This window comes from Spirilliplanes yamanashiensis (assembly GCF_016863475.1).
GTDB lineage: Bacteria > Actinomycetota > Actinomycetes > Mycobacteriales > Micromonosporaceae > Spirilliplanes > Spirilliplanes yamanashiensis.
Genome location: NZ_BOOY01000027.1, coordinates 14,652 through 32,625, shown reverse-complemented (window position 1 = coordinate 32,625; position 17,974 = coordinate 14,652). Strand labels below are relative to the sequence as shown.

Annotated in this window: 20 protein-coding genes; 4 read left to right on the top strand and 16 right to left on the bottom strand. The window is 76.5% G+C overall.

Annotated elements, in window-relative coordinates; genetic code table 11:
* Positions 1-35 precede the first annotated feature (35 nt).
* Together Sya03_RS18665 and Sya03_RS18660 are read right to left on the bottom strand one after the other, a co-directional pair.
* Positions 36-647: a CE1759 family FMN reductase gene (locus Sya03_RS18665; protein WP_203939610.1), complete on the bottom strand. Its 612-nt coding sequence runs from the start codon at positions 645-647 to the stop codon at positions 36-38.
* Positions 644-1,720, bottom strand: a complete 1,077-nt coding sequence (locus tag Sya03_RS18660) for an LLM class flavin-dependent oxidoreductase (RefSeq protein WP_203939609.1) — start codon at positions 1,718-1,720, stop codon at positions 644-646. Before Sya03_RS18660 ends, Sya03_RS18665 begins: the two co-directional genes overlap by 4 nt.
* A 94-nt stretch (positions 1,721-1,814) precedes the next feature.
* Here Sya03_RS18660 and Sya03_RS18655 point away from each other — a divergent pair, with 94 nt between their 5' ends.
* From Sya03_RS18655 to Sya03_RS18640, 4 genes are all read left to right on the top strand, one after another.
* Positions 1,815-2,411 (top strand): molybdopterin-dependent oxidoreductase, encoded by a 597-nt coding sequence (locus tag Sya03_RS18655; RefSeq protein WP_203939608.1) that lies wholly within the window; start codon positions 1,815-1,817, stop codon positions 2,409-2,411.
* On the top strand, positions 2,381-3,100 hold the full coding sequence (locus tag Sya03_RS18650) for a ferredoxin reductase (protein WP_239107670.1): 720 nt from the start codon (positions 2,381-2,383) through the stop codon (positions 3,098-3,100). The genes Sya03_RS18655 and Sya03_RS18650 overlap by 31 nt, the downstream gene beginning before the upstream one ends.
* Positions 3,097-3,363 (top strand): DUF6510 family protein, encoded by a 267-nt coding sequence (locus tag Sya03_RS18645; protein ID WP_203939607.1) that lies wholly within the window; start codon positions 3,097-3,099, stop codon positions 3,361-3,363. The genes Sya03_RS18650 and Sya03_RS18645 overlap by 4 nt, the downstream gene beginning before the upstream one ends.
* 91 nt (positions 3,364-3,454) lie before the next feature.
* Complete coding sequence (locus tag Sya03_RS18640) at positions 3,455-4,087, top strand: Scr1 family TA system antitoxin-like transcriptional regulator (RefSeq protein WP_275411459.1); 633 nt, start codon at positions 3,455-3,457, stop codon at positions 4,085-4,087.
* A gap of 3 nt (positions 4,088-4,090) precedes the next feature.
* Here Sya03_RS18640 and Sya03_RS18635 read toward each other — a convergent pair whose 3' ends face one another.
* The 14 genes from Sya03_RS18635 to Sya03_RS18570 form a co-directional block, all read right to left on the bottom strand.
* A complete protein-coding gene (locus tag Sya03_RS18635) occupies positions 4,091-4,843 on the bottom strand; it encodes an alpha/beta hydrolase (protein WP_203939606.1) in 753 nt (250 codons plus the stop codon).
* Between the two features lie 74 nt (positions 4,844-4,917).
* The gene (locus Sya03_RS18630; protein ID WP_203939605.1) at positions 4,918-5,586 is read right to left on the bottom strand and encodes a response regulator; all 669 of its coding nucleotides are present in this window, start codon (positions 5,584-5,586) and stop codon (positions 4,918-4,920) included.
* Positions 5,583-6,791: a sensor histidine kinase gene (locus tag Sya03_RS18625; RefSeq protein ID WP_203939604.1), complete on the bottom strand. Its 1,209-nt coding sequence runs from the start codon at positions 6,789-6,791 to the stop codon at positions 5,583-5,585. Before Sya03_RS18625 ends, Sya03_RS18630 begins: the two co-directional genes overlap by 4 nt.
* Before the next feature lie 64 nt (positions 6,792-6,855).
* Complete coding sequence (locus Sya03_RS18620; protein ID WP_203939603.1) at positions 6,856-7,461, bottom strand: class I SAM-dependent DNA methyltransferase; 606 nt, start codon at positions 7,459-7,461, stop codon at positions 6,856-6,858.
* A gap of 104 nt (positions 7,462-7,565) precedes the next feature.
* The gene (locus tag Sya03_RS18615) at positions 7,566-7,979 is read right to left on the bottom strand and encodes a hypothetical protein (protein ID WP_239107669.1); all 414 of its coding nucleotides are present in this window, start codon (positions 7,977-7,979) and stop codon (positions 7,566-7,568) included.
* A 29-nt stretch (positions 7,980-8,008) separates the two neighbouring features.
* Positions 8,009-8,938, bottom strand: a complete 930-nt coding sequence (locus Sya03_RS18610; RefSeq protein ID WP_203939602.1) for a glycosyltransferase family 9 protein — start codon at positions 8,936-8,938, stop codon at positions 8,009-8,011.
* Positions 8,935-9,615, bottom strand: coding sequence for an SDR family oxidoreductase (locus Sya03_RS18605; protein ID WP_203939601.1), 681 nt, complete (start codon positions 9,613-9,615; stop codon positions 8,935-8,937). Before Sya03_RS18605 ends, Sya03_RS18610 begins: the two co-directional genes overlap by 4 nt.
* A complete protein-coding gene (locus tag Sya03_RS18600; protein WP_370872162.1) occupies positions 9,612-10,979 on the bottom strand; it encodes a PfkB family carbohydrate kinase in 1,368 nt (455 codons plus the stop codon). The genes Sya03_RS18605 and Sya03_RS18600 overlap by 4 nt, the downstream gene beginning before the upstream one ends.
* 5 nt (positions 10,980-10,984) lie before the next feature.
* On the bottom strand, positions 10,985-11,599 hold the full coding sequence (locus Sya03_RS18595) for a D-sedoheptulose-7-phosphate isomerase (RefSeq protein WP_203939600.1): 615 nt from the start codon (positions 11,597-11,599) through the stop codon (positions 10,985-10,987).
* On the bottom strand, positions 11,599-12,804 hold the full coding sequence (locus tag Sya03_RS18590) for a glycosyltransferase (RefSeq protein ID WP_203939599.1): 1,206 nt from the start codon (positions 12,802-12,804) through the stop codon (positions 11,599-11,601). Before Sya03_RS18590 ends, Sya03_RS18595 begins: the two co-directional genes overlap by 1 nt.
* On the bottom strand, positions 12,789-13,736 hold the full coding sequence (locus tag Sya03_RS18585; protein ID WP_203939598.1) for a glycosyltransferase: 948 nt from the start codon (positions 13,734-13,736) through the stop codon (positions 12,789-12,791). The genes Sya03_RS18590 and Sya03_RS18585 overlap by 16 nt, the downstream gene beginning before the upstream one ends.
* Positions 13,733-15,352, bottom strand: coding sequence for an HAD-IIIA family hydrolase (locus tag Sya03_RS18580; protein ID WP_203939597.1), 1,620 nt, complete (start codon positions 15,350-15,352; stop codon positions 13,733-13,735). The genes Sya03_RS18585 and Sya03_RS18580 overlap by 4 nt, the downstream gene beginning before the upstream one ends.
* Positions 15,352-16,323 carry a glycosyltransferase family 2 protein gene (locus Sya03_RS18575; protein ID WP_203939596.1) on the bottom strand — a complete coding sequence of 324 codons (972 nt, stop codon included), beginning with the start codon at positions 16,321-16,323 and terminating at the stop codon, positions 15,352-15,354. The genes Sya03_RS18580 and Sya03_RS18575 overlap by 1 nt, the downstream gene beginning before the upstream one ends.
* A complete protein-coding gene (locus Sya03_RS18570; protein ID WP_203939595.1) occupies positions 16,320-17,945 on the bottom strand; it encodes a carbamoyltransferase family protein in 1,626 nt (541 codons plus the stop codon). The genes Sya03_RS18575 and Sya03_RS18570 overlap by 4 nt, the downstream gene beginning before the upstream one ends.
* Positions 17,946-17,974: the final 29 nt, after the last annotated feature.

Sequence of the window (17,974 nt, the reverse complement as noted above, 5' to 3'; positions counted from 1 at the left end):
ATGGCAGGCCGGGGGCGGTTCGGTTGCGACTGGGTTCAGTCGCCGGCGAGCAGGGCCGCGAAGTCGGTGGTCAGCGCGAACGGGTCGGCGGGCGCGGCGGGCTCGCGGCGCGCCATGGCGTCCGCCAGCTCGGCCGCGGCCCGGTCGATCCGGGCCCGCAGCGCGCCGCCGGCGAAGTCCTCGGTGGCGGCGAAGACCCCGGTGGGGACGACCGCGGCCCGCAGGTACGCGAACAGGGGCCGCAGCGCGTGGTCGAGGGCGAGCGAGTGCCGCGCGGTGCCGCCGGTGGCGGCGAGCAGCACGGGCGTGCCGTCGAGGGCGGTCCGGTCGAGCACGTCGGTGAACGACTTGAACAGCCCGCTGTACGAGGCGTTGAAGATCGGCGTGACGGCGATCAGCCCGTCCGCGGCGGCGACGGCGTCGAGCGCCCGCCGGAGCGCCGCCGGGGCGAACCCGGTGAGCAGGTGGTCGGTGATGTCGTGGGCCAGCTCGCGCAACTCGACGTGGGTCACCTCGACCGGCATGGCGTCGCCCGCCGCCCGGCCGGCCGCCGCGACGGTGGCGGCGGCGAGCCGGTCGGCGAGCAGGCGGGTCGACGACGGCACGCTCAGGCCGGCGGAGACGACGACGAGCGTCCGGGTGGTCATGCGGCGACCCTCGCCTTCAGGCTCTGGTGGGTGGGGGCGTCGGGCACGTGCGCCGGCTTGAGCGCCGCGAACTCCTTGCGCAGCACCGGAACGACTTCCTCGCCCAGCAGGTCGAGCTGCTCGAGGACGGTCTTGAGCGGCAGGCCCGCGTGGTCGAGCAGGAACAGCTGCCGCTGGTAGTCGCCCACGTAGTCGCGGAAGCCCAGCGTGCGGTCGATGACCTGCTGCGGGCTGCCGACGGTCAGCGGCGTCTCCCGGCTGAAGTCCTCCAGGCTGGGGCCGTGGCCGTAGACGGGGGCGTTGTCGAAGTACGGCCGGAACTCGCGGACCGCGTCCTGGGAGTTCTTCCGCATGAACACCTGGCCGCCGAGGCCGACGATGGCCTGGTCGGGGTCGCCGTGGCCGTAGTGGGCGAAGCGCTGCCGGTACAGGCCCACCATGCGCTGGGTGTGCTCCTTGGGCCAGAAGATGTGGTTGGCGAAGAACCCGTCGCCGTAGTACGCGGCCTGCTCGGCGATCTCCGGGCTGCGGATCGAGCCGTGCCACACGAACGGCGGGACGCCGTCGAGCGGGCGCGGGGTCGAGGTGAACGACTGCAGCGGCGTGCGGAACTTGCCCTGCCAGTCGACGACCTCCTCGCGCCACAGCCGGTGCAGCAGCGCGTAGTTCTCGACCGCGAGCGGGATGCCGTTGCGGATGTCCTGGCCGAACCACGGGTAGACCGGCCCGGTGTTGCCGCGGCCCATCATGAGGTCGACGCGGCCGTCGGCGAGGACCTGCAGCATCGCGTAGTCCTCGGCGATCTTGACCGGGTCGTTCGTGGTGATCAGCGTCGTGGAGGTGCTGAGCAGCAGCCGCTCGGTGCGGGCGGCGATCCAGCCCAGCAGGGTGGTGGGCGACGACGGCACGAACGGCGGGTTGTGGTGCTCGCCCAGGGCGAAGACGTCGAGCCCGACCTCCTCGGCCTTCAGCGCGATGGCCGTGATCGCCTTGACCCGCTCGGCGTCCGTCGGCTCGCGCCCGGTCGTCGGGTCCGGCGTGACGTCGCCGACGGTGAAGATTCCGAACTGCATCGCTACCGCGCTCCTTCGATCGTCCTGCCGCGCACAACGGTATTTGACTACGCAACTATTCCGCCATGACGCCGGACACGTCAGGATGGGGGGCATGGCGATCGTGTCCCCCGGCTTCCACGGCCGGCGCCGCGCGGACCCGGACCTCCCGCCCGGCCAGTACCTGACGACCGACTTCCCGGTGCTGTCCGCCGGGCCCACCCCGCGCGTCCCGGCCGACCGCTGGCAGTTCACGGTCACCACCGAGACCGGCGCGGCCACCACCTGGACGTGGGCCGACCTGACGGCCATGCCCGCCCGCGACGTCACCGTCGACATCCACTGCGTCACCAAGTGGTCGAAGCTGGGCACCACGTGGCGCGGCGTTCCCGTGTCGGCGTTCCTGGAGGACGTCGACACCGCCGCCGACTACGCCATGGCGCACTCCTACGGCGGCTACACCACCAACCTGCCCCTCGACGACCTGCTCGACGACCAGGCCTGGGTGGCGTACCGCTACGACGGCGACGACATCACCCCCGAGCACGGCGGGCCCGTCCGGCTGCTCGTGCCGCACCTGTACTTCTGGAAGTCCGCCAAGTGGCTGCGGGGGCTCACCCTCATGCTGGAAGACTCGCCGGGCTTCTGGGAGACCGCCGGCTACCACGACTACGGAGACCCGTGGCGCGAACAGCGATACCAGGGCGACTGACCTGGCGGGCCGCCACCGTCACCGCCGTCCGCGACGAGACCCCCACGGCCCGCACCCTCACCCTGGACGTCCCCGGCTGGCCCGGCCACCTCGCCGGCCAGCACGTCGACGTGCGCCTCACCGCCCCCGACGGCTACTCCGCCCAGCGCAGCTACTCGCTGGCGTCCGCCTCGCCCACCGTCGAACTGACCGTGCAGGTGCTCGCCGACGGCGAGGTGTCGCCGTACCTGGGCACCGCCGTCAAACCCGGAGACCAGCTCGAACTGCGCGGCCCCGTCGGCGGCTGGTTCGTCTGGCGCCCCACCGACCCCGCCCCCGTCCTGCTGGTCGCGGGCGGCTCCGGCATCGTCCCGCTGATGGCGATGATCCGCACCCGCGCGGCCGCCGGCTCCCGCACCCCGTTTCGCCTCGTCCACTCCGCCCGCACCCCCGCCGACGCCCTGTACGCGACCGAACTGGCCCGCCGCACCCGCGACGACGCCGGCCTCGACGTCCACCACGTGTGGAGCCGCACCGCCGGGCGCCTCACCGTGGCCACCCTCAACACCCACGGCTGGCCGCCGGACTTCGCCCCCGCCTGCTACGTCTGCGGCCCCACCGGCTTCGTCGAGGCCGCCGCCGACATGCTGGTCGCCCTCGGCCACTCCCCCCGCCTCGTCAAGACGGAACGCTTCGGAGGCACCCCATGACCGCATCCGTGGACGGCAACGCCCTCGCCGGGGCGCTGCGCGAGATCTTCGCCGTGGACGTCACCGCGGCCGTCGTCCGGTGCTGCGGCTGCGGGCAGGCCGGGGCGGTGGCGCAGCTGACGGTGTGGGCGCATGCGCCGGGGCTCGTGGCGCGGTGCCCGGGGTGCTCCGACGTGGTGCTGCGGGTGGTGCGGGGGCCCGACCGGGCGTGGCTCGACCTGCGGGGGACGGTGGCGCTGGAGGTCGCGCTGCCCGCGGAGTGAGCCGGCGTCAGCGGCCCGCACGCAGCCGGCAGACCCGCGCCCGAACCGCCGATCGGCATCTCGCTGAAGCGGCTGCGCCTGCCAGGCCGGCCTGACCGGGCAGGCGCTCGGCCGGCGCGTCAACATGAGCCAGGCGAAGATCTCGAAGATCGAAACCGGCTCGGTCATCCCGGCCCCGGCCGACGTCGACGTTCTTGCACGCGCGCTGCACGCCGACGACGCCGAGGTGTTCCGGCTCGTGATGCTCGCGGAATCGCGCAGAAATCGCGTGCAGGAGTTGCCGCCCGGCCGGACCGACGCGGCCATCTGGCAGGTTGAAATAGCGCAGCTGGAAGCGGCCGCATCCACCTTTCGCGTCTTTCAGCCGGCGGTCGTCAGCGGACTTCTGCAGGCCAGCGAATACGCGCGCACCGTCCTTGCCAGGGTGCAGAGCACCGTCATGGACCCGCCCGTGGAACCGGATCGCGCCGTGGCCGAGGCCGTCTCGGGACGGATGCGGCGCCAGGAGGTCCTGACGGACCGGAACAAGGAATTCCGATTCGTGATGCCGGAGACGCTGCTGCGCTTTCAGCTCGGGCGCGCGGACGTGATGCCGGCCCAGCTGAACCGGCTCCGGGAGGTTGCCCGGCCGGACAACGTCGAGCGGGAGGCCACCTGTGACATCGAGCCGCTGCTCGACCGGTACCGGCGCCACTACCTCGCCCTGGCGGCAGCTCAGGGGTGACGGTCAGCGGGTCACCCCGATCCGCGCCAGCGCCCGCAGCGACGACGTCCCCGCCCGGAAGTACCCGTCGTGCCCCGCCACGTCCCCCGCCGGCAGCGGCAGCGCCCCGAACCCCGGGTCCGTCGGCTTGGCCCCGTGCCCGAAGCCCAGTACGCGCATCCCCGGGATCCGCCGCGTCCAGTCCCCCGGTGACGCCCCCGCCCACACCCGCGCCGTCGTGCGCAGCTCCGCCACCGACGACGCCCCGCCCAGCCCCGGGCTGCCGATCGCCACCAGGTCCGTGACCGCGGCGGGCAGGCGTGGTGCCGCCAGGCCGGCCACCGTCGAGCCGTAGCTGTGGCCGACGATCGCGATGGTGCGGGTCGGGTGGCCCGCGGTGAGGCCGTCGACGAAGCCGAGCAGGGCGTCGGCGCCGGTGCGGGCGCGGGCGCCGCGGGCCGCCGACCAGCCGATGCCTTCCGGGGGGTCGTAGCCGAGCCAGGCGATGACCGCGACGCGGCGGTGCGGGTCCAGGGTGGTCATCGTCTCGGCCAGGCGGGCCGCCTGCCAGGCCGGGGCGCGTTCGATCATGCCGCCGAGGCCGGTGTGGAAGTTCGCCGGGGTGGTGTCGACGCCGGGCACCAGGATCACCACCCGGTCGGCGGTGGTCAGGTCGCCGACCACGTGGATCGTTCTGCCGTCGGGCTGCGGCGGGGCCGGGTCGACCAGGAACACGCACAGGGCGCCCGCCAGGACGTACACGATCTTGCGCATCATGCGCGGAAAGGTAGGAACGAGGTGGGGGCCGGGTCGTGACCCCGCGGGGGGAGATCCGGGGGGCTACCGGGGGGCTACGCGCCCGGCGCGACCAGGCCCGACTCGTACGCCAGGATGACGGCCTGGGCGCGGTCGCGCAGGTCCAGTTTGGTGAAGATGCGGCCCACGTGGGTCTTCACGGTCTGCTCGGCGACCATCAGGTCGGCGGCGATCTCGGTGTTCGAGCGGCCGCGGGCGATCAGTTCCAGCACCTCGGTCTCGCGGGCCGTCAGGGCGGACAGCGACAGCGACACCCGGCGCGGGGTGGCCGGGCGGGCGGCGTAGTCGGCGATGAGCCGGCGGGTCACCGACGGGGCGAGCAGGCTGTCGCCGGCCGCCACCACCCGGACGGCGTGCACCAGTTCGGCGCCCGTGGCGTCCTTGAGCAGGAAGCCGCTGGCGCCGGCGCGCAGCGCCTCGAAGATGTACTCGTCCACGTCGAACGTGGTCAGCATGATGACGCGCGGCCGGTGCAGGCCGGGGGCCACGTCCAGCAGCTGCCGGGTGGCGGCCAGCCCGTCGAGGACGGGCATCCGGATGTCCATCAGCACCACGTCCGGGCGGTGCTCCCGGGCCGCGGCGACGCCCTGGGCGCCGTCGGCGGCGTCGCCGACCACCAGCAGGTCGGGCTGGGCGCCGAGCAGCGCGCCGAAACCCTCGCGCACCATCGCCTGGTCGTCGACGATCAGGACCCGCGTCGTCACGCCGGCACCCCCAGCGGCAGGCGGGCCCGCACCTCGTACCCGCCGTCGGGCGTGGGGCCCGCGGTCACCTCGCCGCCGTGCACGGCCGCGCGTTCGCGCATCCCGGCGAGGCCGGCGCCGTCGGCGCCGGGCGCCGCCGGCCGGTCCGGGCGGTCGTTGCGGATGGTCACGGCCAGCGCCGCGTCGTCCGCGACCACATCGATGCGCACGGCCGCGCCCGCGGCGTGCCGGGTCGCGTTCGACAGGCCTTCCTGCACGATCCGGTACGCGGACAGCCCGACCGCCTCCGGCACCTCCGTCGCCGGGCACACCAGCTCCACCGTGAGGCCCGCCCGGCGCGCGGCCGCCACCATCGCGGGCAGGTCCGCCAGTCCCGGCTGCGGCGCCAGGTCCGGCCCGCCGGACTCGCTGCGCAGCACCCCGAGCAGCCGGCGCATCTCCCCCAGCGCCTCCCGGGCCGCGCCCGCGATGGACGCGAACTCCGCCGCCTGCGCCTCCGGCCCGCCCGTGACCCGGAACGGCGCCGTCTCGGCCCGCACGGCGATCAGCGACATGTGGTGGGCCACGACGTCGTGCAGCTCGCGGGCGATGCGGGCGCGTTCCTCCAGCACCGCCCGGCGGGCCTGTTCCAGCTCGCTGACCTCGCGCTCGGCGACCAGCCGGCGCTGCGCCTCGCCGCGGCGGCGGGCCTGGTCGCCGACCACGGCGATCAGGGTCAGCACGATGACCAGCCCGGCGACGTTCTCCGGCTCCGTCCAGAGCACGCCGAGCGTGGTGGTGGCCGCCCACACCCAGAACACCACCGGGCCGGGGTGGCGCAGCGCCACGAGGAACAGCACCACCGGGAAGAACACCAGCTGCGCGGCGTGCCAGGGCAGCGGCGCCCCGGCGGGCGCGACGCCGATCAACACGCTGGCCAGGGCCACCGGCAGGGCGATCCGCCACGCCACCAGCGGCAGGCGCGGCAGCAGGGTGATCGGCGCGCCGATGCCGGCGGCCAGCAGCAGCCGCAGCCAGCCGATCAGGTTCGCGTCCGCGAGGTCGTTGTACGCGACCATGGCCATGCCGACGCCGAGGACGACGCAGGCGCCGGCGGTCAGTGTGCTGCGCGCCAGCCGGCCGCGCGAGGCGGGCGGCGGGTCGGCGCCGGCGACGGTGCCGCGCAGGCCCGCGAGGACCCTCAGCAGCAGCTCCGTGACCGACATGATCCCCTCCCCCGACGCCGCCGAGCGTAGTACGGGCGGTCCCGGCCACACCCGCTAGAGCGTCCTAGGAAGAAGCTGTGGCGGCGATCGCGGCGAGCGGCCGGTGGGTGCCGTCGGCCTGGCGGCGCAGCCGCTCCACCTCCGTGAAGCCCGCCCGGCGCAGCCGCCCGGCCAGCTCGTCCGCCGGGTGGCGGTAAGCGGTGACGACCTTGTGGTCGAACGCGGCCACCTCGTCGCCGTCGAAGAAGCCGATTACCAGCGCGCCGCCGCCGGCCAGCGCCCGCCGGAACCCGGCGAGGACGCCGTCGAGGTCGTCCGGCGGCAGGTGGATCAGCGAGTACCAGGCCAGGATGCCCGCCAGGGAGCCGTCGGGGACGTCCAGGCCGGTCAGCGACCCCTGCCGGAACGGCACGCCGGGGTGCCGCGCCCGGGCGTGGGCGAGGAACTCCGGCACCAGGTCGAGGCCGGACGCGTCGGCGCCGAGGGAGCGCAGGTGGCCGGTGAGGTGGCCGGGGCCGCAGCCGGCGTCGAGCACCGGGCCCGCCCGGCCGGCCAGGTGCCGGCCGATGAACGCCAGGTCGTCGGGGTGCACGCGGTCGGCCGCGCCGAACAGTCCGATGTACAGCTCGGCGACGGCGGCGTACGCCTGCCGGACGGGGTCGACGGTCACCGCGCGACTGTAGCGACGGCGAAGCGCCGCCCGGCGCGGGGCCGGGCGGCGCTTCGTCCCCCGCTGGCGGGCGGGTCTGTCGGGGAGGGCAGGCGGGTGACGGGTCAGGTCCGGAAGCCGTCGCGCAGCCGGCGCAGGACGGGCGCGGTGCGCGACCGGTAGCCCGCCGGGTACGACGGCGCGCGGTCGCGGTCGCGGCCGGGCTCCGGCGCGGGGCGGCGCGGGACGCGGCCGGCCGGGGCGTCGTAGTCGGTGCGGGCGATCGCGTCGACGATCTGCGGCTCGGTGAAGTTCTCCGAGCCGGGAATGGACGGCACGAACCCGACCAGCATGCCGTCGCGCATGACCTGGGCCTCCAGGCCGGCGGTGCCGTCGGTGTCCCACACCGCCTCGCGGCCGTCGCCCAGCACCACCCGCACGCCGGCGGTCGTCAGGCCCGCCTGCGGCAGTTTGACGTGCGCGAACACCTGCCGTGCCCGCAGCGCCTGGACCACCCGGCCCGCTCGTCCCTCGTCCATGGGATCGACCGTAGTGAGCGGAGCTGGCCTCAGCCTGTCGGCGAGCTGAGTGCTTGCTGAACACGTTCCGCGGCGGCGAGGACCTCCGGCACGGTGACCCGCAGCAGGGCCGGGTGGACGCCGGGCGCGGTGGTGTCGCCGCGGTCGACGCGGGTGCCGTGCCAGATGGCGTGGTGCACCGGCGACGGCGGCGGCCCCCACAGCCGGGGCGGCACCGGCCCGAACAGCACCACCGACGGCGTGCCGTACGCGGTGGCCAGGTGGGCGATGCCGGTGTCGCCGCTGACCACGAGGCGGGCGGCGGCCACCAGCGCGGCCAGCTCGCCGATGCCGGTGCCGCCCGCGAGCACCCGGTCGGCGGGCAGGCCGGCCGCCTCGGCCACCGCGCGGGCCAGGTCGCGCTCGGCGGCGGAGCCGGTGACCACCACGTGGTGGCCGTCGGCAGCCAGCCGGCGGGCCACGGCGGCGAAGCGGCGCGGCGGCCAGCGGCGCGCCGGGGACTTCGCGCCCGGGTGCACGATCGTGGCGCCGGCGACGGCGGGGTGCGCCTCGGGCGGCGGCAGGCGCAGGTCGGCGGGGTCGGCGGAGACCCCGTACCAGGACAGCAGTCGGCACCAGCGGCGGACCTCGTGGTCGCCGGCGGGCCAGGCCGGGCCGGCGTGCCCGGCGCGGTCGTTGCCGAACGCCCACAGCGCGCCCGGCCGGGTGGCGGCCAGCAGGCGGTGCGACTCCGGGCCGCTGCCGTGCAGGTTGACGGCGACCTCCGGCCGGTCGGTGTCCAGCGGGGCGTCGAGGCCGGCGGTGGGCAGCAGGCGGTCGGCGAGCGGCGCGGCCAGCGGCGCCAGCCACGCGGGGGTGGCCAGCACGAGCGGCCCCGGCAGCGCGGCGCGCAGGCCGCGCAGCGCCGGGACCGCGGTGAGCAGGTCGCCGAGACCCAGCGCCCGCAGGGCGAGGATCACGGGTACGAGGTCTCCGTCTCGGCGGCCACGACCAGCTCGCGGACGGCGCAGCCGGGCGGCTGGTTGAGCGCGAACAGGATGGCGGCGGCCACGTTGGCGGGGTCGTTGAGGATCGCGTCCGGGCCGGGCTTGTACTGCTCGTCGCGCTCGTCGAAGAACTTCGTGCGCATGCCGCCCGGGATGACCAGGGTGACGCCGACCGCCCCGGCCAGCTCGGCGGCCAGCGAGCGGGTGAAGCCGACGACGCCGAACTTCGCGGCGCAGTACGCGGTGGCGTCGCTGACCGCCTTGACGCCGAGCGTCGACGACACGGTGACCACGGTGCCGTGCGACTCGCGCAGCGCCGGGATCGCCGCGCGCACCACGGCGGCGGTGGCCAGCAGGTCGATCGCGACGATGCGGTCCCACACGTCGCCGGGCACGTCCTCGAGCCGGCCGGGCACGTCCATGCCGGCGGCGGTGACGACGCCGGACAGGCCGCCGGCGGACTCGATCACGCGGCGGGTGGCGGCCTCGGCGGCGCGGGTGTCGGCGAGGTCGCACTCGACCCACTCGACGCCGTCGGCCGGCGGCTGCCGGTCGATCACGACCGCGGTGCCGCCCGCCTTCTGCACGGCGGTGACGACGGCGGCGCCGAGGCCGCTCGATCCGCCGGTGACCAGCACGGGGTACGTCATCGGGTGGCTCCTTCCGGCTGCCGGGAGCCCCGGGCAGCGGCGATCATGGTGGTGGTGGAGTGGCCGTCCAGGTAGGGGACGATCACGGTCTGGCCGCCCCAGCCGGCGACGAGCGCCGACTCGGGCACGGTGTCGTAGTCGCCGCCCTTGACCCAGACGTCCGGCCGCAGCCAGGTCAGGGCCGCCTCGGGCGTGGCCTCGTCGAACACGACGACGGCGTCGACGCAGCCGAGCGCGGCGAGCAGCCGGGCCCGGTCATGCTGGTCGTTGAGCGGACGGTCGGGGCCCTTGAGGCCGCGCACGCTGGCGTCGGAGTTCAGCAGCACCACCAGGCAGTCGCCGAGCGAGCGGGCCGCCTCCAGGGTGGCGACGTGCCCGGCGTGCAGCAGGTCGAAGCAGCCGCCGGTGGCGACGACGGTGCCGCCGCGGGCGCGGACCTCGGCGGCGAGCCGGCCCGCGTCGTCGTGGCCGTGCCGGGCCGGTTCGGCGGGCGCGGGCGGCGGCGCCAGCGCGGCGGCCACTCCCCCGGCGGCGACGTAGGCGGTGGCGGCGGCCACCGCGGCCTGGACGGCCTCGGTGACCAGGGCGCCCGACGCCAGCGCGGCGGCGGCCGCGGCCGCGAACCGGTCGCCGGCGCCGCAGGTGTCGCCGTCGGCGGCGGCCGGGGCGGGCACCACCAGCGGCGTCGGGCCGCTGTGGCACAGCACCGCCCCCGCCGCGCCGGTGGTGACGGCGACGGCCGCGGCCCGCCAGCGGCGGCGCAGCTCGTGCCCGCCGTGGCTGGCGGCGGCCAGGGCGGTGCCGCCCGCGCCGGTGGCCGTCCGGACCTCCGCCGCGTTCGGGGTGGCGAGCCGGACGCCCGGCACCGGGGCGGGCCCGCGCGGGTGCGGGTCCCAGACGATCGGGGCCTTCGCGGCGGTCAGCGCGGCCCGCACCTCCGGGTGCGCCGCCACGCCGCGGCCGTAGTCGCTGACCAGGATCGCGTCCGCGGTGTGCAGGCAGTCCAGGTCGGGCGCGGGGCCGATGTCGCCGCCCTCGCCGCGGTCGAGGCGCAGCAGCACCCGGCCGTCGGCGCGCAGCCGGATCTTCTCCGGGGTCGTGCCGGTCACCGGCAGGGCGCACAGCCGCACCCCCGCGGCCGCCAGCCGGGCGGTGATCCGGGCGGCGGGCGCGTCGGCGGCCAGCGCCGTGACGAGCGTGACGTCGTGGCCGTCCGCGGCGGCCAGCAGCGCGGCCAGGCCGGCGCCGCCGGGGCGCTCGGCGACGTGCTCCTGGTCGAGCACGGGCGCCGGCGCGTCCGGGGCGACGCGGCGCACCGCGCCGTCGACGTCCGCGTCGAGCAGCGTGTCCCCCACGATCACCAGGCGGGTCACGAGGCCACCCCGTCGCCGACCAGCAGCTCCGCCTCCTCGCACGCCAGCACCGTGGGCAGGCAGCGGTCGACGTGCTCGCACAGCACGTGCACCGAGACCAGGTGCAGCTCCTGCACCACCTGCGAGTCCGGCGACGGGCACGCGAGCACCTCGTCGCACAGCTCGGCCAGCGGGTTCGGGGCCGGCCCGGTCAGCGCCCACGTGTGCAGCCCGGACTCGCGGGCGGCGCGGGCGGCGGCGAGCAGGTTCGGGCTGCGGCCGCTGGTGCTCATCAGCAGCAGCACGTCGCCGGGGCGGCCGTGGCCGCGCACCTGCCGGGCGAACATCTCGTCGAAGCCGTAGTCGTTGCTGATGGCCGTGACCGCCGACGAGTCGGCGCACAGGGCGACGGCCGACAGCGGGGTGCGGTCGTCGCGCAGCTTGCCCACCAGCTCGGCGGCCAGGTGCTGCGCCTCGGCCGCGCTGCCGCCGTTGCCCGCGGTCAGCAGCCGGCCGCCCCGGCCCAGCGTCCAGGCCAGCCGCTCGCCCCAGCCGGCCAGCACGCCCGCCGCCTGGCGGTACGGGCCGAGCGCGGCCGACAGGTTCCCGAGGTGCACATCCAGGGGGTTCATCACGCGACGGCTCCCGTCGTCTCGCGGTCCCGCACGCCGCTGACGCGGGCGTACAGGGTGGACAGCTGGTCCGCGGCGCGCGACCAGGGGTAACAGTTGCGGGCGCGGTCGAGGGCCGCGGAGCCGTAGGCGAGCCGGCGCACCGGGTCGCGCAGCAGCCGGCGCAGCGCCAGGCCGAGCGCGCGCGGGTCGCGCGGCGGCACCAGGTCGCCGGTGAGGCCGTCGACGACGGTGTCGCGCAGGCCGCCCACGGCGGTGCCGACGACCGGCACGCCGCACGCCATCGCCTCGAGCGGGGTCAGCCCGAACGGCTCGTACCAGGGGGTGGCGGCGAGCACGTCGGCGGAGCGGTACCACCGGGCCATGTCGCCGGGCTTCACCGCGCCGACCAGGCGCAGCCGGTCCGCCACGCCCAGCTCGGCGGCCAGCTCGCGCAGCCGCCCGGCCAGCGGGTCGCCCGGCACGCCGCCGACGATGACGCACTCGGCGCCGGGCACCGCCGGCAGGGCGCGGACCAGATCGAGGAAGCCCTTGCGCTCCACGAACCGGCCGACGCTCAGGATCCGCGGCCGGCCCGGCTCGCGCGGCTCGGCCGGACCGTCCGGGGTGAACCGCTCGTGGTCCACGCCGGACGGGATGAGCGCGATCCGGTTCGCCGGCACGCCCATCCGCAGCAGCTCCGCGGTCTCGTCGCGGCACTGCGACACGACCGCGTCGACGGCGCGCCCCACGGCCCGCTCGTAGCCAATGCGCTGCGCCGGGCTGGTGTCCTTGTCGCCCTGGTGGCGGCGCTTGACGACGCCCAGCGCGTGGTACGTCTGCACCACCGGCACGCCGGTCTGCTGGGCGGCGCTCACGGTGGCGAGCCCGCTCATCCAGAAGTGCGCGTGCGCGACGTCGGGGCGCCAGTCGCCGCCCCAGGCGGCGGCGAGCCAGTCGCCGAAGGCGCCCATGTACGGCAGCAGGTCGTCCTTCGGCACCTGCTCGGCGGGCCCGGCGGGCACGTGCACGACCGTGACGCCGGGGCGCACCGCGACGCATTCGGGCAGCGCGGGGTCGTCGCGGCGGGTGTAGACGCGCACGTCGTTGCCGGCGTCGGCCAGCGCGGCGGCCAGCTCGGCCACGTGGGTGTTCTGCCCGCCCGCGTCCTCGCCGCCGAGCGCGGCGAGCGGGCTGGCGTGCTCGGAGATCAGCGCGATGCGCATACTTCGTCCTCCAGGATGCGGTCCCAGTCCGCGAGGAACCGGTCGAGGCCGTAGCGGGCGAGGGCGACCTGGCGCGCGCGGGCGCCGAGGCGGGCCGCCTCGTCCGGCTCGTCGAGCAGCCACCGGGTGGCCTCGACGAGCGCCGCGGCGTCGGTGCTCAGCACGCCCGCGTCCGGCGGGACGGCCTCGTGTGCCTCGGTGGTGGCCAGGGCCACCACGGGCATGCCCATCTGCATGGCCTCGATGAGGCTGAGCCCCAGCGACGTCCACCGGCACAGGTGCAGGTAGACGCGCCGCTGCGCCACCAGGGCGTGCATGGCGTGCTGGGGCGGGTCGTCGTGCGGGGTGATGCCGGGTTCGCCGGCCAGTCCGGCGACGCCCATGCCGAACACGTCGAGCGGGGCGACCGCGGCGAACCGGCCGAACAGGTCGGTGCCGGTGACCCGGCCGCGGCGCACCGGCTCGTTGGTGACGACGGCGAGGCGGTCGAGCTCGCCGGTCCAGCGGGCGGCGGGCTCGACGACGCCGTGCTCCACGACGGCGGTGCGGGTGCCGCCCGCGTCCCAGAACAGGTCGTTGAAGTGGGTGACGTGGACGAGCAGCAGGTCGTCGCGGTCCGCCATCGGGTGCCGGCTCGCCGGCACGTCGCCCTTGGGGGTGTTGTGCTCGACGTAGACGACGGGCACCCGGCGGCCGAGCCAGCGCTCGGCCAGCTCCAGCTCCTCGGGGCGCTGGGCGACGACGACGTCGACGTCCTCGGCGGCGAGCCGGTCCGCGGTCACCTCGACGGCCGTGGCGGGCCAGTCCCAGGTGCGGGCGCGGCCGCGGCCGTACGGGCCGCGCTCGTCGTCGACCGGGATCAGGTAGCGGTGCTTGCCCTGGACGAACGACGTCGTCCAGGAGCCGTGCACGTGCCAGTGCAGGATGTTCACGCCGCGACCTCCACGGGCTTCGATGACGCGCTCAGGAGCCCGACCGCGGCGACCACGGCCGAAATCTCCAGAGTGGACAGACAGGGATGAGCGGGGACGGGGCAGACGCTCGCCCGGGTGTCCCGGCACGGCGCGGCCGCGTCCCCCAGGCGCACCGCCGGGACGCGGTAGGGGCCCCACTGGCCGTACGGGACGGTCGGGGCGTACAGGCTGACCACGGGCGTGCCCACGGCGGCGGCGACGTGCGCGGGCCCGGTGTTGCCGACGACGACGCAGCTCGCGGCGGCCAGCACGCCCGCCAGCTCGCCCAGCGACAGCCGGCCGCCCAGGTCGGTGCCGGCGTCGCCGGCGACCTCGGCGGTCAGCGCCGTCTCGGCGGGCCCGCCGGTGACGACGACCCGGTGCCCGGCCGCGGCCAGCGCCGCGACGGCGGCGCGCAGCGGCCCGGCGGGCGCGGCGCGGGCGGGCACGGACGCGCCGGGGTGCACCACGACGTAGCCGGGCGGCAGGTCGCCCGGCACGACCCGGTCGGCGCGCAGCCGCAGGGCGAGGTCGTCGCCGGGCGGCGGCGGGAAGCCGGCGGCCGCGGCGAGCGACAGGGCCCGCTCCGGCTCGGGCACGCCGGGCGGCACCCGGTGCCGCACGTCGAGCAGCGAGCCGGGGTAGTCGTCGCTGATCGCGGAGACGCGGGGCACGCCGGCCATCCGCAGCAGCAGGGCCAGTGGCAGCGCCGACTGGTGGAACGAGGTGAACACGACCGCCTCGTCGAAGCCGGCGAGGCGGTCGGTGAGCGCGGCCATCGCGGCCGGGTCGACCGGTTGCGGCTGCGGGTCGATCCACGGCAGCCGGTGCTCGATCAGCTCGTCGACGCCGGGCAGCAGCTCGGCGGCGGCGCGCCCGCGCGGCCCGCACAGCAGCGTGACCCGGTCGGCGTGCGCGGCGACGGCGCGGAAGGCGGGGCCCATCAGCAGGACGTCGCCCGCCGAGTCGGGGCGGGCGACGAGCACGTGGCGGCGGCGGCGCGGTTGCCCGGCGGCGGCGACGGACGCCTGCCGGCGCAGGATCTCGTCCACGGCGGCGGGCAGGTCGGCGGCCACGGCCGGGGCGGCGGCGACCTCGCCGGCCAGCGTGACGGGTGTCGGCACGAGGATGCCGGTGGCGCCCGCGGCCAGGGCGGCGCCCATGTCGCGGCCGATGTCGCCGACGACGACGCAGCGCGCCGCGGTGGTGCCCAGCGCCCGGGCGGCGGCGTGCACGAGGCCGGGCGCGGGCTTGCGGCACGCGCAGCCGGCGGCGTCGTCGTGCGGGCACACCTGCCAGGTGCCGAACGGGCCGAGCAGCTCCTCGACGCGGGCGTTCACGGCGTCGGCCTGCGCACGGGTGAGCAGGCCGCGGGCGATGCCGGACTGGTTGGTGACGACGCCGAGGCGCAGGCCCGCGGCGCGCAGCCGGTCGAGCGCCGCGCGGGCGCCCGCGACGGGCTCCACCAGGGCCGGGTCACCGTTGTACGGCACGTCGTGCACGAGGGTGCCGTCGCGGTCGAACAGGACGGCGTCGAACAGCCCGGGGGGTGTCGTCACCCCGGGTACCTGCCCGTGGCCAGCACTGATAAACATCAACGACTTGTCCACCAGCCCCGCGTCCAGTGCGCGACCGCTGCGACAGGGATGATTGCGCTGCTCAGGAGCATGGTGGTCACCTCCCGGGCGTCGCGGGGACCGGGGGCGATGCGGGCCCAGGCGAACTCGGCCGTGCCGGTCAGCCAGGCCGCGCCGGCCGCCGCGGCGGCGTACGCCGGGGCGCGGCGGCGGGTCACGGCGGCGGCCGCCGCGCAGGCCAGCGCCGCGGCGCCCGCGGCCGTCACGGCGAGGTGGCGGCGCCGGCGGCCCGGGGGCACGTCGAGGACGGCCCGCCAGGACGGCCCGTACAGGCGGCGCAGCAGCGCGTCGTCGGCGTTGCCGCGCTGGGTGCGCACGCTGACCCAGCGGCTCTCCGGGCGCACCGGGTGGGTCACCCGGCGCTCGCCGCGCACCAGCTCCCAGCCCGCGCTGCGGACCCGGTGGGCCAGCTCGGCGTCCTCCCGGAACGCGCGCGGGAACCGCTCGTCGAAGCCGTCGACCGCGGCGAGGGCCGCGCGCCGGTACGCCATGTCGGCGGTGATCCAGTCGCCGTCGGCGAGCGCCGCGGTGACCCGTTCCCAGTCGGTGGGGCGCCGGTCGGCCGGCAGCGGCACGACCACGCGGCCCTGCACGCCGCCCACCCGTGCCGGCACGCCGGCCAGGTCGGCGTGCAGCCGCACCAGCCAGTCGGCGTCGGGCACCACGTCGTCGTCGAGGAACGCCACCCACGGGTGCCCGGCGGCGCGCCAGCCGGTGTTGCGGGCGGCGGCGGGCCCGGCGGCGCGGCCGGGCAGCACCTTGACCAGCCCGGCCAGCGACGCCGGCACGGGCAGCTCCCCCACCGGGTCGGCCCGGTCGTCGACCACCAGCACCTCGACCGGCACGGCGGGGCGTTCGCCGGTGGCCAGGGCCGTCAGCACGGCGGCCAGGCTCGGCCGCCCGAGCGTGGGCACGACGACGCTGATCATCCGAACGCCTTGGCCCGGTGCACGGCGAACGGCCCGAGCGCGAGCAGGTCGACGGGCGCCGATCCGAACAGCTCCATCGCCTCGCGCGGGGTGTCCACCATGGGCCGCCCGGCCGTGTTCAGCGACGTGTTGACCACCACCGGCAGCCCGGTGAGCCGCTCGAACTCGGCCAGCATCTCCGCCACCACCGGCTCGGTCTCCGGGTGGACGGTCTGCACGCGGGCGGTGCCGTCGACGTGCACGACGGCCGGGATGCGGTCCTTCCACTCCGGCTTCACGGTGTGCACGAACAGCATGTACGGGCTGGGGTAGACGCCGTCGAAGATGTCGGCGAACCGCTCGGCGCGCACCATCGGCGCGATCGGCCGGAACTGCTCGCGGCCCTTGACGTCGTTCATCCGGGTCTGGGTGTCGGGGTCGCCGGGGTGGGCCAGCAGCGACCGGTGGCCCAGCGCGCGCGGGCCGTACTCGCTGCGGCCCTGGTACCAGGCGACGATGCCGTTGTCGGCGAGCACCCGGGCGGCCTCGGCGGCGATGGACTCCGGCCGGGTGTACGGCAGCGCGGCGCGCCGCAGCTCCGCCTCCAGCTCCTCGTCGGACCAGCCGCGCCCGAGGGCGGCGCCCGCCATCGGCTCGACCGGGCCGGCCTCGCGGGCCACGTGCAGGGCGGCGCCGAGCGCGGTGCCCGCGTCGCCGGCCGCGGGCTGCACCCACACCTGCCGGTACGGGCCCTCGGCGGCGATCCGCGCGTTCGCCACGCAGTTCAGCGCGGTGCCGCCGGCCATCGTCAGCGTCTCGGGGCCGCCGGCGGCGTCGTGGGTCCACCGGGCGAGGTCGAGCATGACCTCCTCCAGCCGGGTCTGGATGCTGGAGGCCAGGTCGGCGTGCGCGTCCGTCAGCGTGCCGTCGGTGACCGGCTTGGCCATCGCCGACCAGTCGATGCGCTCCACCCGGAAGCCGCCGTCGTCGGTGGCGTGGATCAGCTCGCGCAGCAGCGGCAGGAACCGCGGCTCGCCGAACGACGCCAGCGCCATCACCTTGTACTCGTCGCTGGAGTGCAGGAAGCCCAGGTGCCGGGTCAGGTCCTCGTAGAGCAGGCCGAGCGAGTGCGGCAGGTCCTGCGCGGCCAGCACCTCCAGCTGCCCGTCCCGGTACACCCCGCCGAGGTGGCTGGCCCGCTCGCCGCGGCCGTCGAGCACCAGCACGGCGCCGTCGCCGTGCGGGTTCGCCAGGCCGGACGAGGCGGCGTGCGCGACGTGGTGCGGCACGAACCGCACCTGCTCCGGGTCGAGCCCGGGCAGCGCGGTGGCCAGGAACTGCGGGGCCCGCCGGGCGTAGTCGACGCGCAGGTGGTCCCACGGGTCGCTGGCCGACACGTCGCCGGCCAGGGCCGGGTCGAACGAGTACGCGACGGCGTCCAGCTCGCCCGGCGTCAGCCCTGCCTCGGCCAGGCACCACGCGGCGGCCAGCTCGGGCAGCTCCCAGGCGGAGAACGGCACCGGCCGCTTGCCGTGCTTGCGGCGGCTGAACCGCTCCTCCTCCGCGGCGGCGACGATGCGCCCGTCGACGACGAGCGCCGCCGCCGGGTCGTGGAACACGGCGTTGATCCCGAGCACCTTCATGGCGCTGCGAGTACCGCCGGCAAGCGGTT

What these genes read in the sequence shown, in the direction of transcription:
- Sya03_RS18635 (WP_203939606.1), bottom strand. Translation starts at nt 4,843, where the DNA reads ATGATGCGCAAGATCGTGTACGTCCTGGCGGGCGCCCTGTGCGTGTTC.
- Sya03_RS18625 (WP_203939604.1), bottom strand. Translation starts at nt 6,791, where the DNA reads ATGTCGGTCACGGAGCTGCTGCTGAGGGTCCTCGCGGGCCTGCGCGGC.
- Sya03_RS18660 (WP_203939609.1), bottom strand. Translation starts at nt 1,720, where the DNA reads ATGCAGTTCGGAATCTTCACCGTCGGCGACGTCACGCCGGACCCGACG.
- Sya03_RS18595 (WP_203939600.1), bottom strand. Translation starts at nt 11,599, where the DNA reads ATGAACCCCCTGGATGTGCACCTCGGGAACCTGTCGGCCGCGCTCGGC.
- Sya03_RS18655 (WP_203939608.1), top strand. Translation starts at nt 1,815, where the DNA reads ATGGCGATCGTGTCCCCCGGCTTCCACGGCCGGCGCCGCGCGGACCCG.
- Sya03_RS18590 (WP_203939599.1), bottom strand. Translation starts at nt 12,804, where the DNA reads ATGCGCATCGCGCTGATCTCCGAGCACGCCAGCCCGCTCGCCGCGCTC.
- Sya03_RS18575 (WP_203939596.1), bottom strand. Translation starts at nt 16,323, where the DNA reads ATGATCAGCGTCGTCGTGCCCACGCTCGGGCGGCCGAGCCTGGCCGCC.
- Sya03_RS18605 (WP_203939601.1), bottom strand. Translation starts at nt 9,615, where the DNA reads ATGACGTACCCCGTGCTGGTCACCGGCGGATCGAGCGGCCTCGGCGCC.
- Sya03_RS18665 (WP_203939610.1), bottom strand. Translation starts at nt 647, where the DNA reads ATGACCACCCGGACGCTCGTCGTCGTCTCCGCCGGCCTGAGCGTGCCG.
- Sya03_RS18645 (WP_203939607.1), top strand. Translation starts at nt 3,097, where the DNA reads ATGACCGCATCCGTGGACGGCAACGCCCTCGCCGGGGCGCTGCGCGAG.
- Sya03_RS18570 (WP_203939595.1), bottom strand. Translation starts at nt 17,945, where the DNA reads ATGAAGGTGCTCGGGATCAACGCCGTGTTCCACGACCCGGCGGCGGCG.
- Sya03_RS18580 (WP_203939597.1), bottom strand. Translation starts at nt 15,352, where the DNA reads ATGTTTATCAGTGCTGGCCACGGGCAGGTACCCGGGGTGACGACACCC.
- Sya03_RS18615 (WP_239107669.1), bottom strand. Translation starts at nt 7,979, where the DNA reads ATGGACGAGGGACGAGCGGGCCGGGTGGTCCAGGCGCTGCGGGCACGG.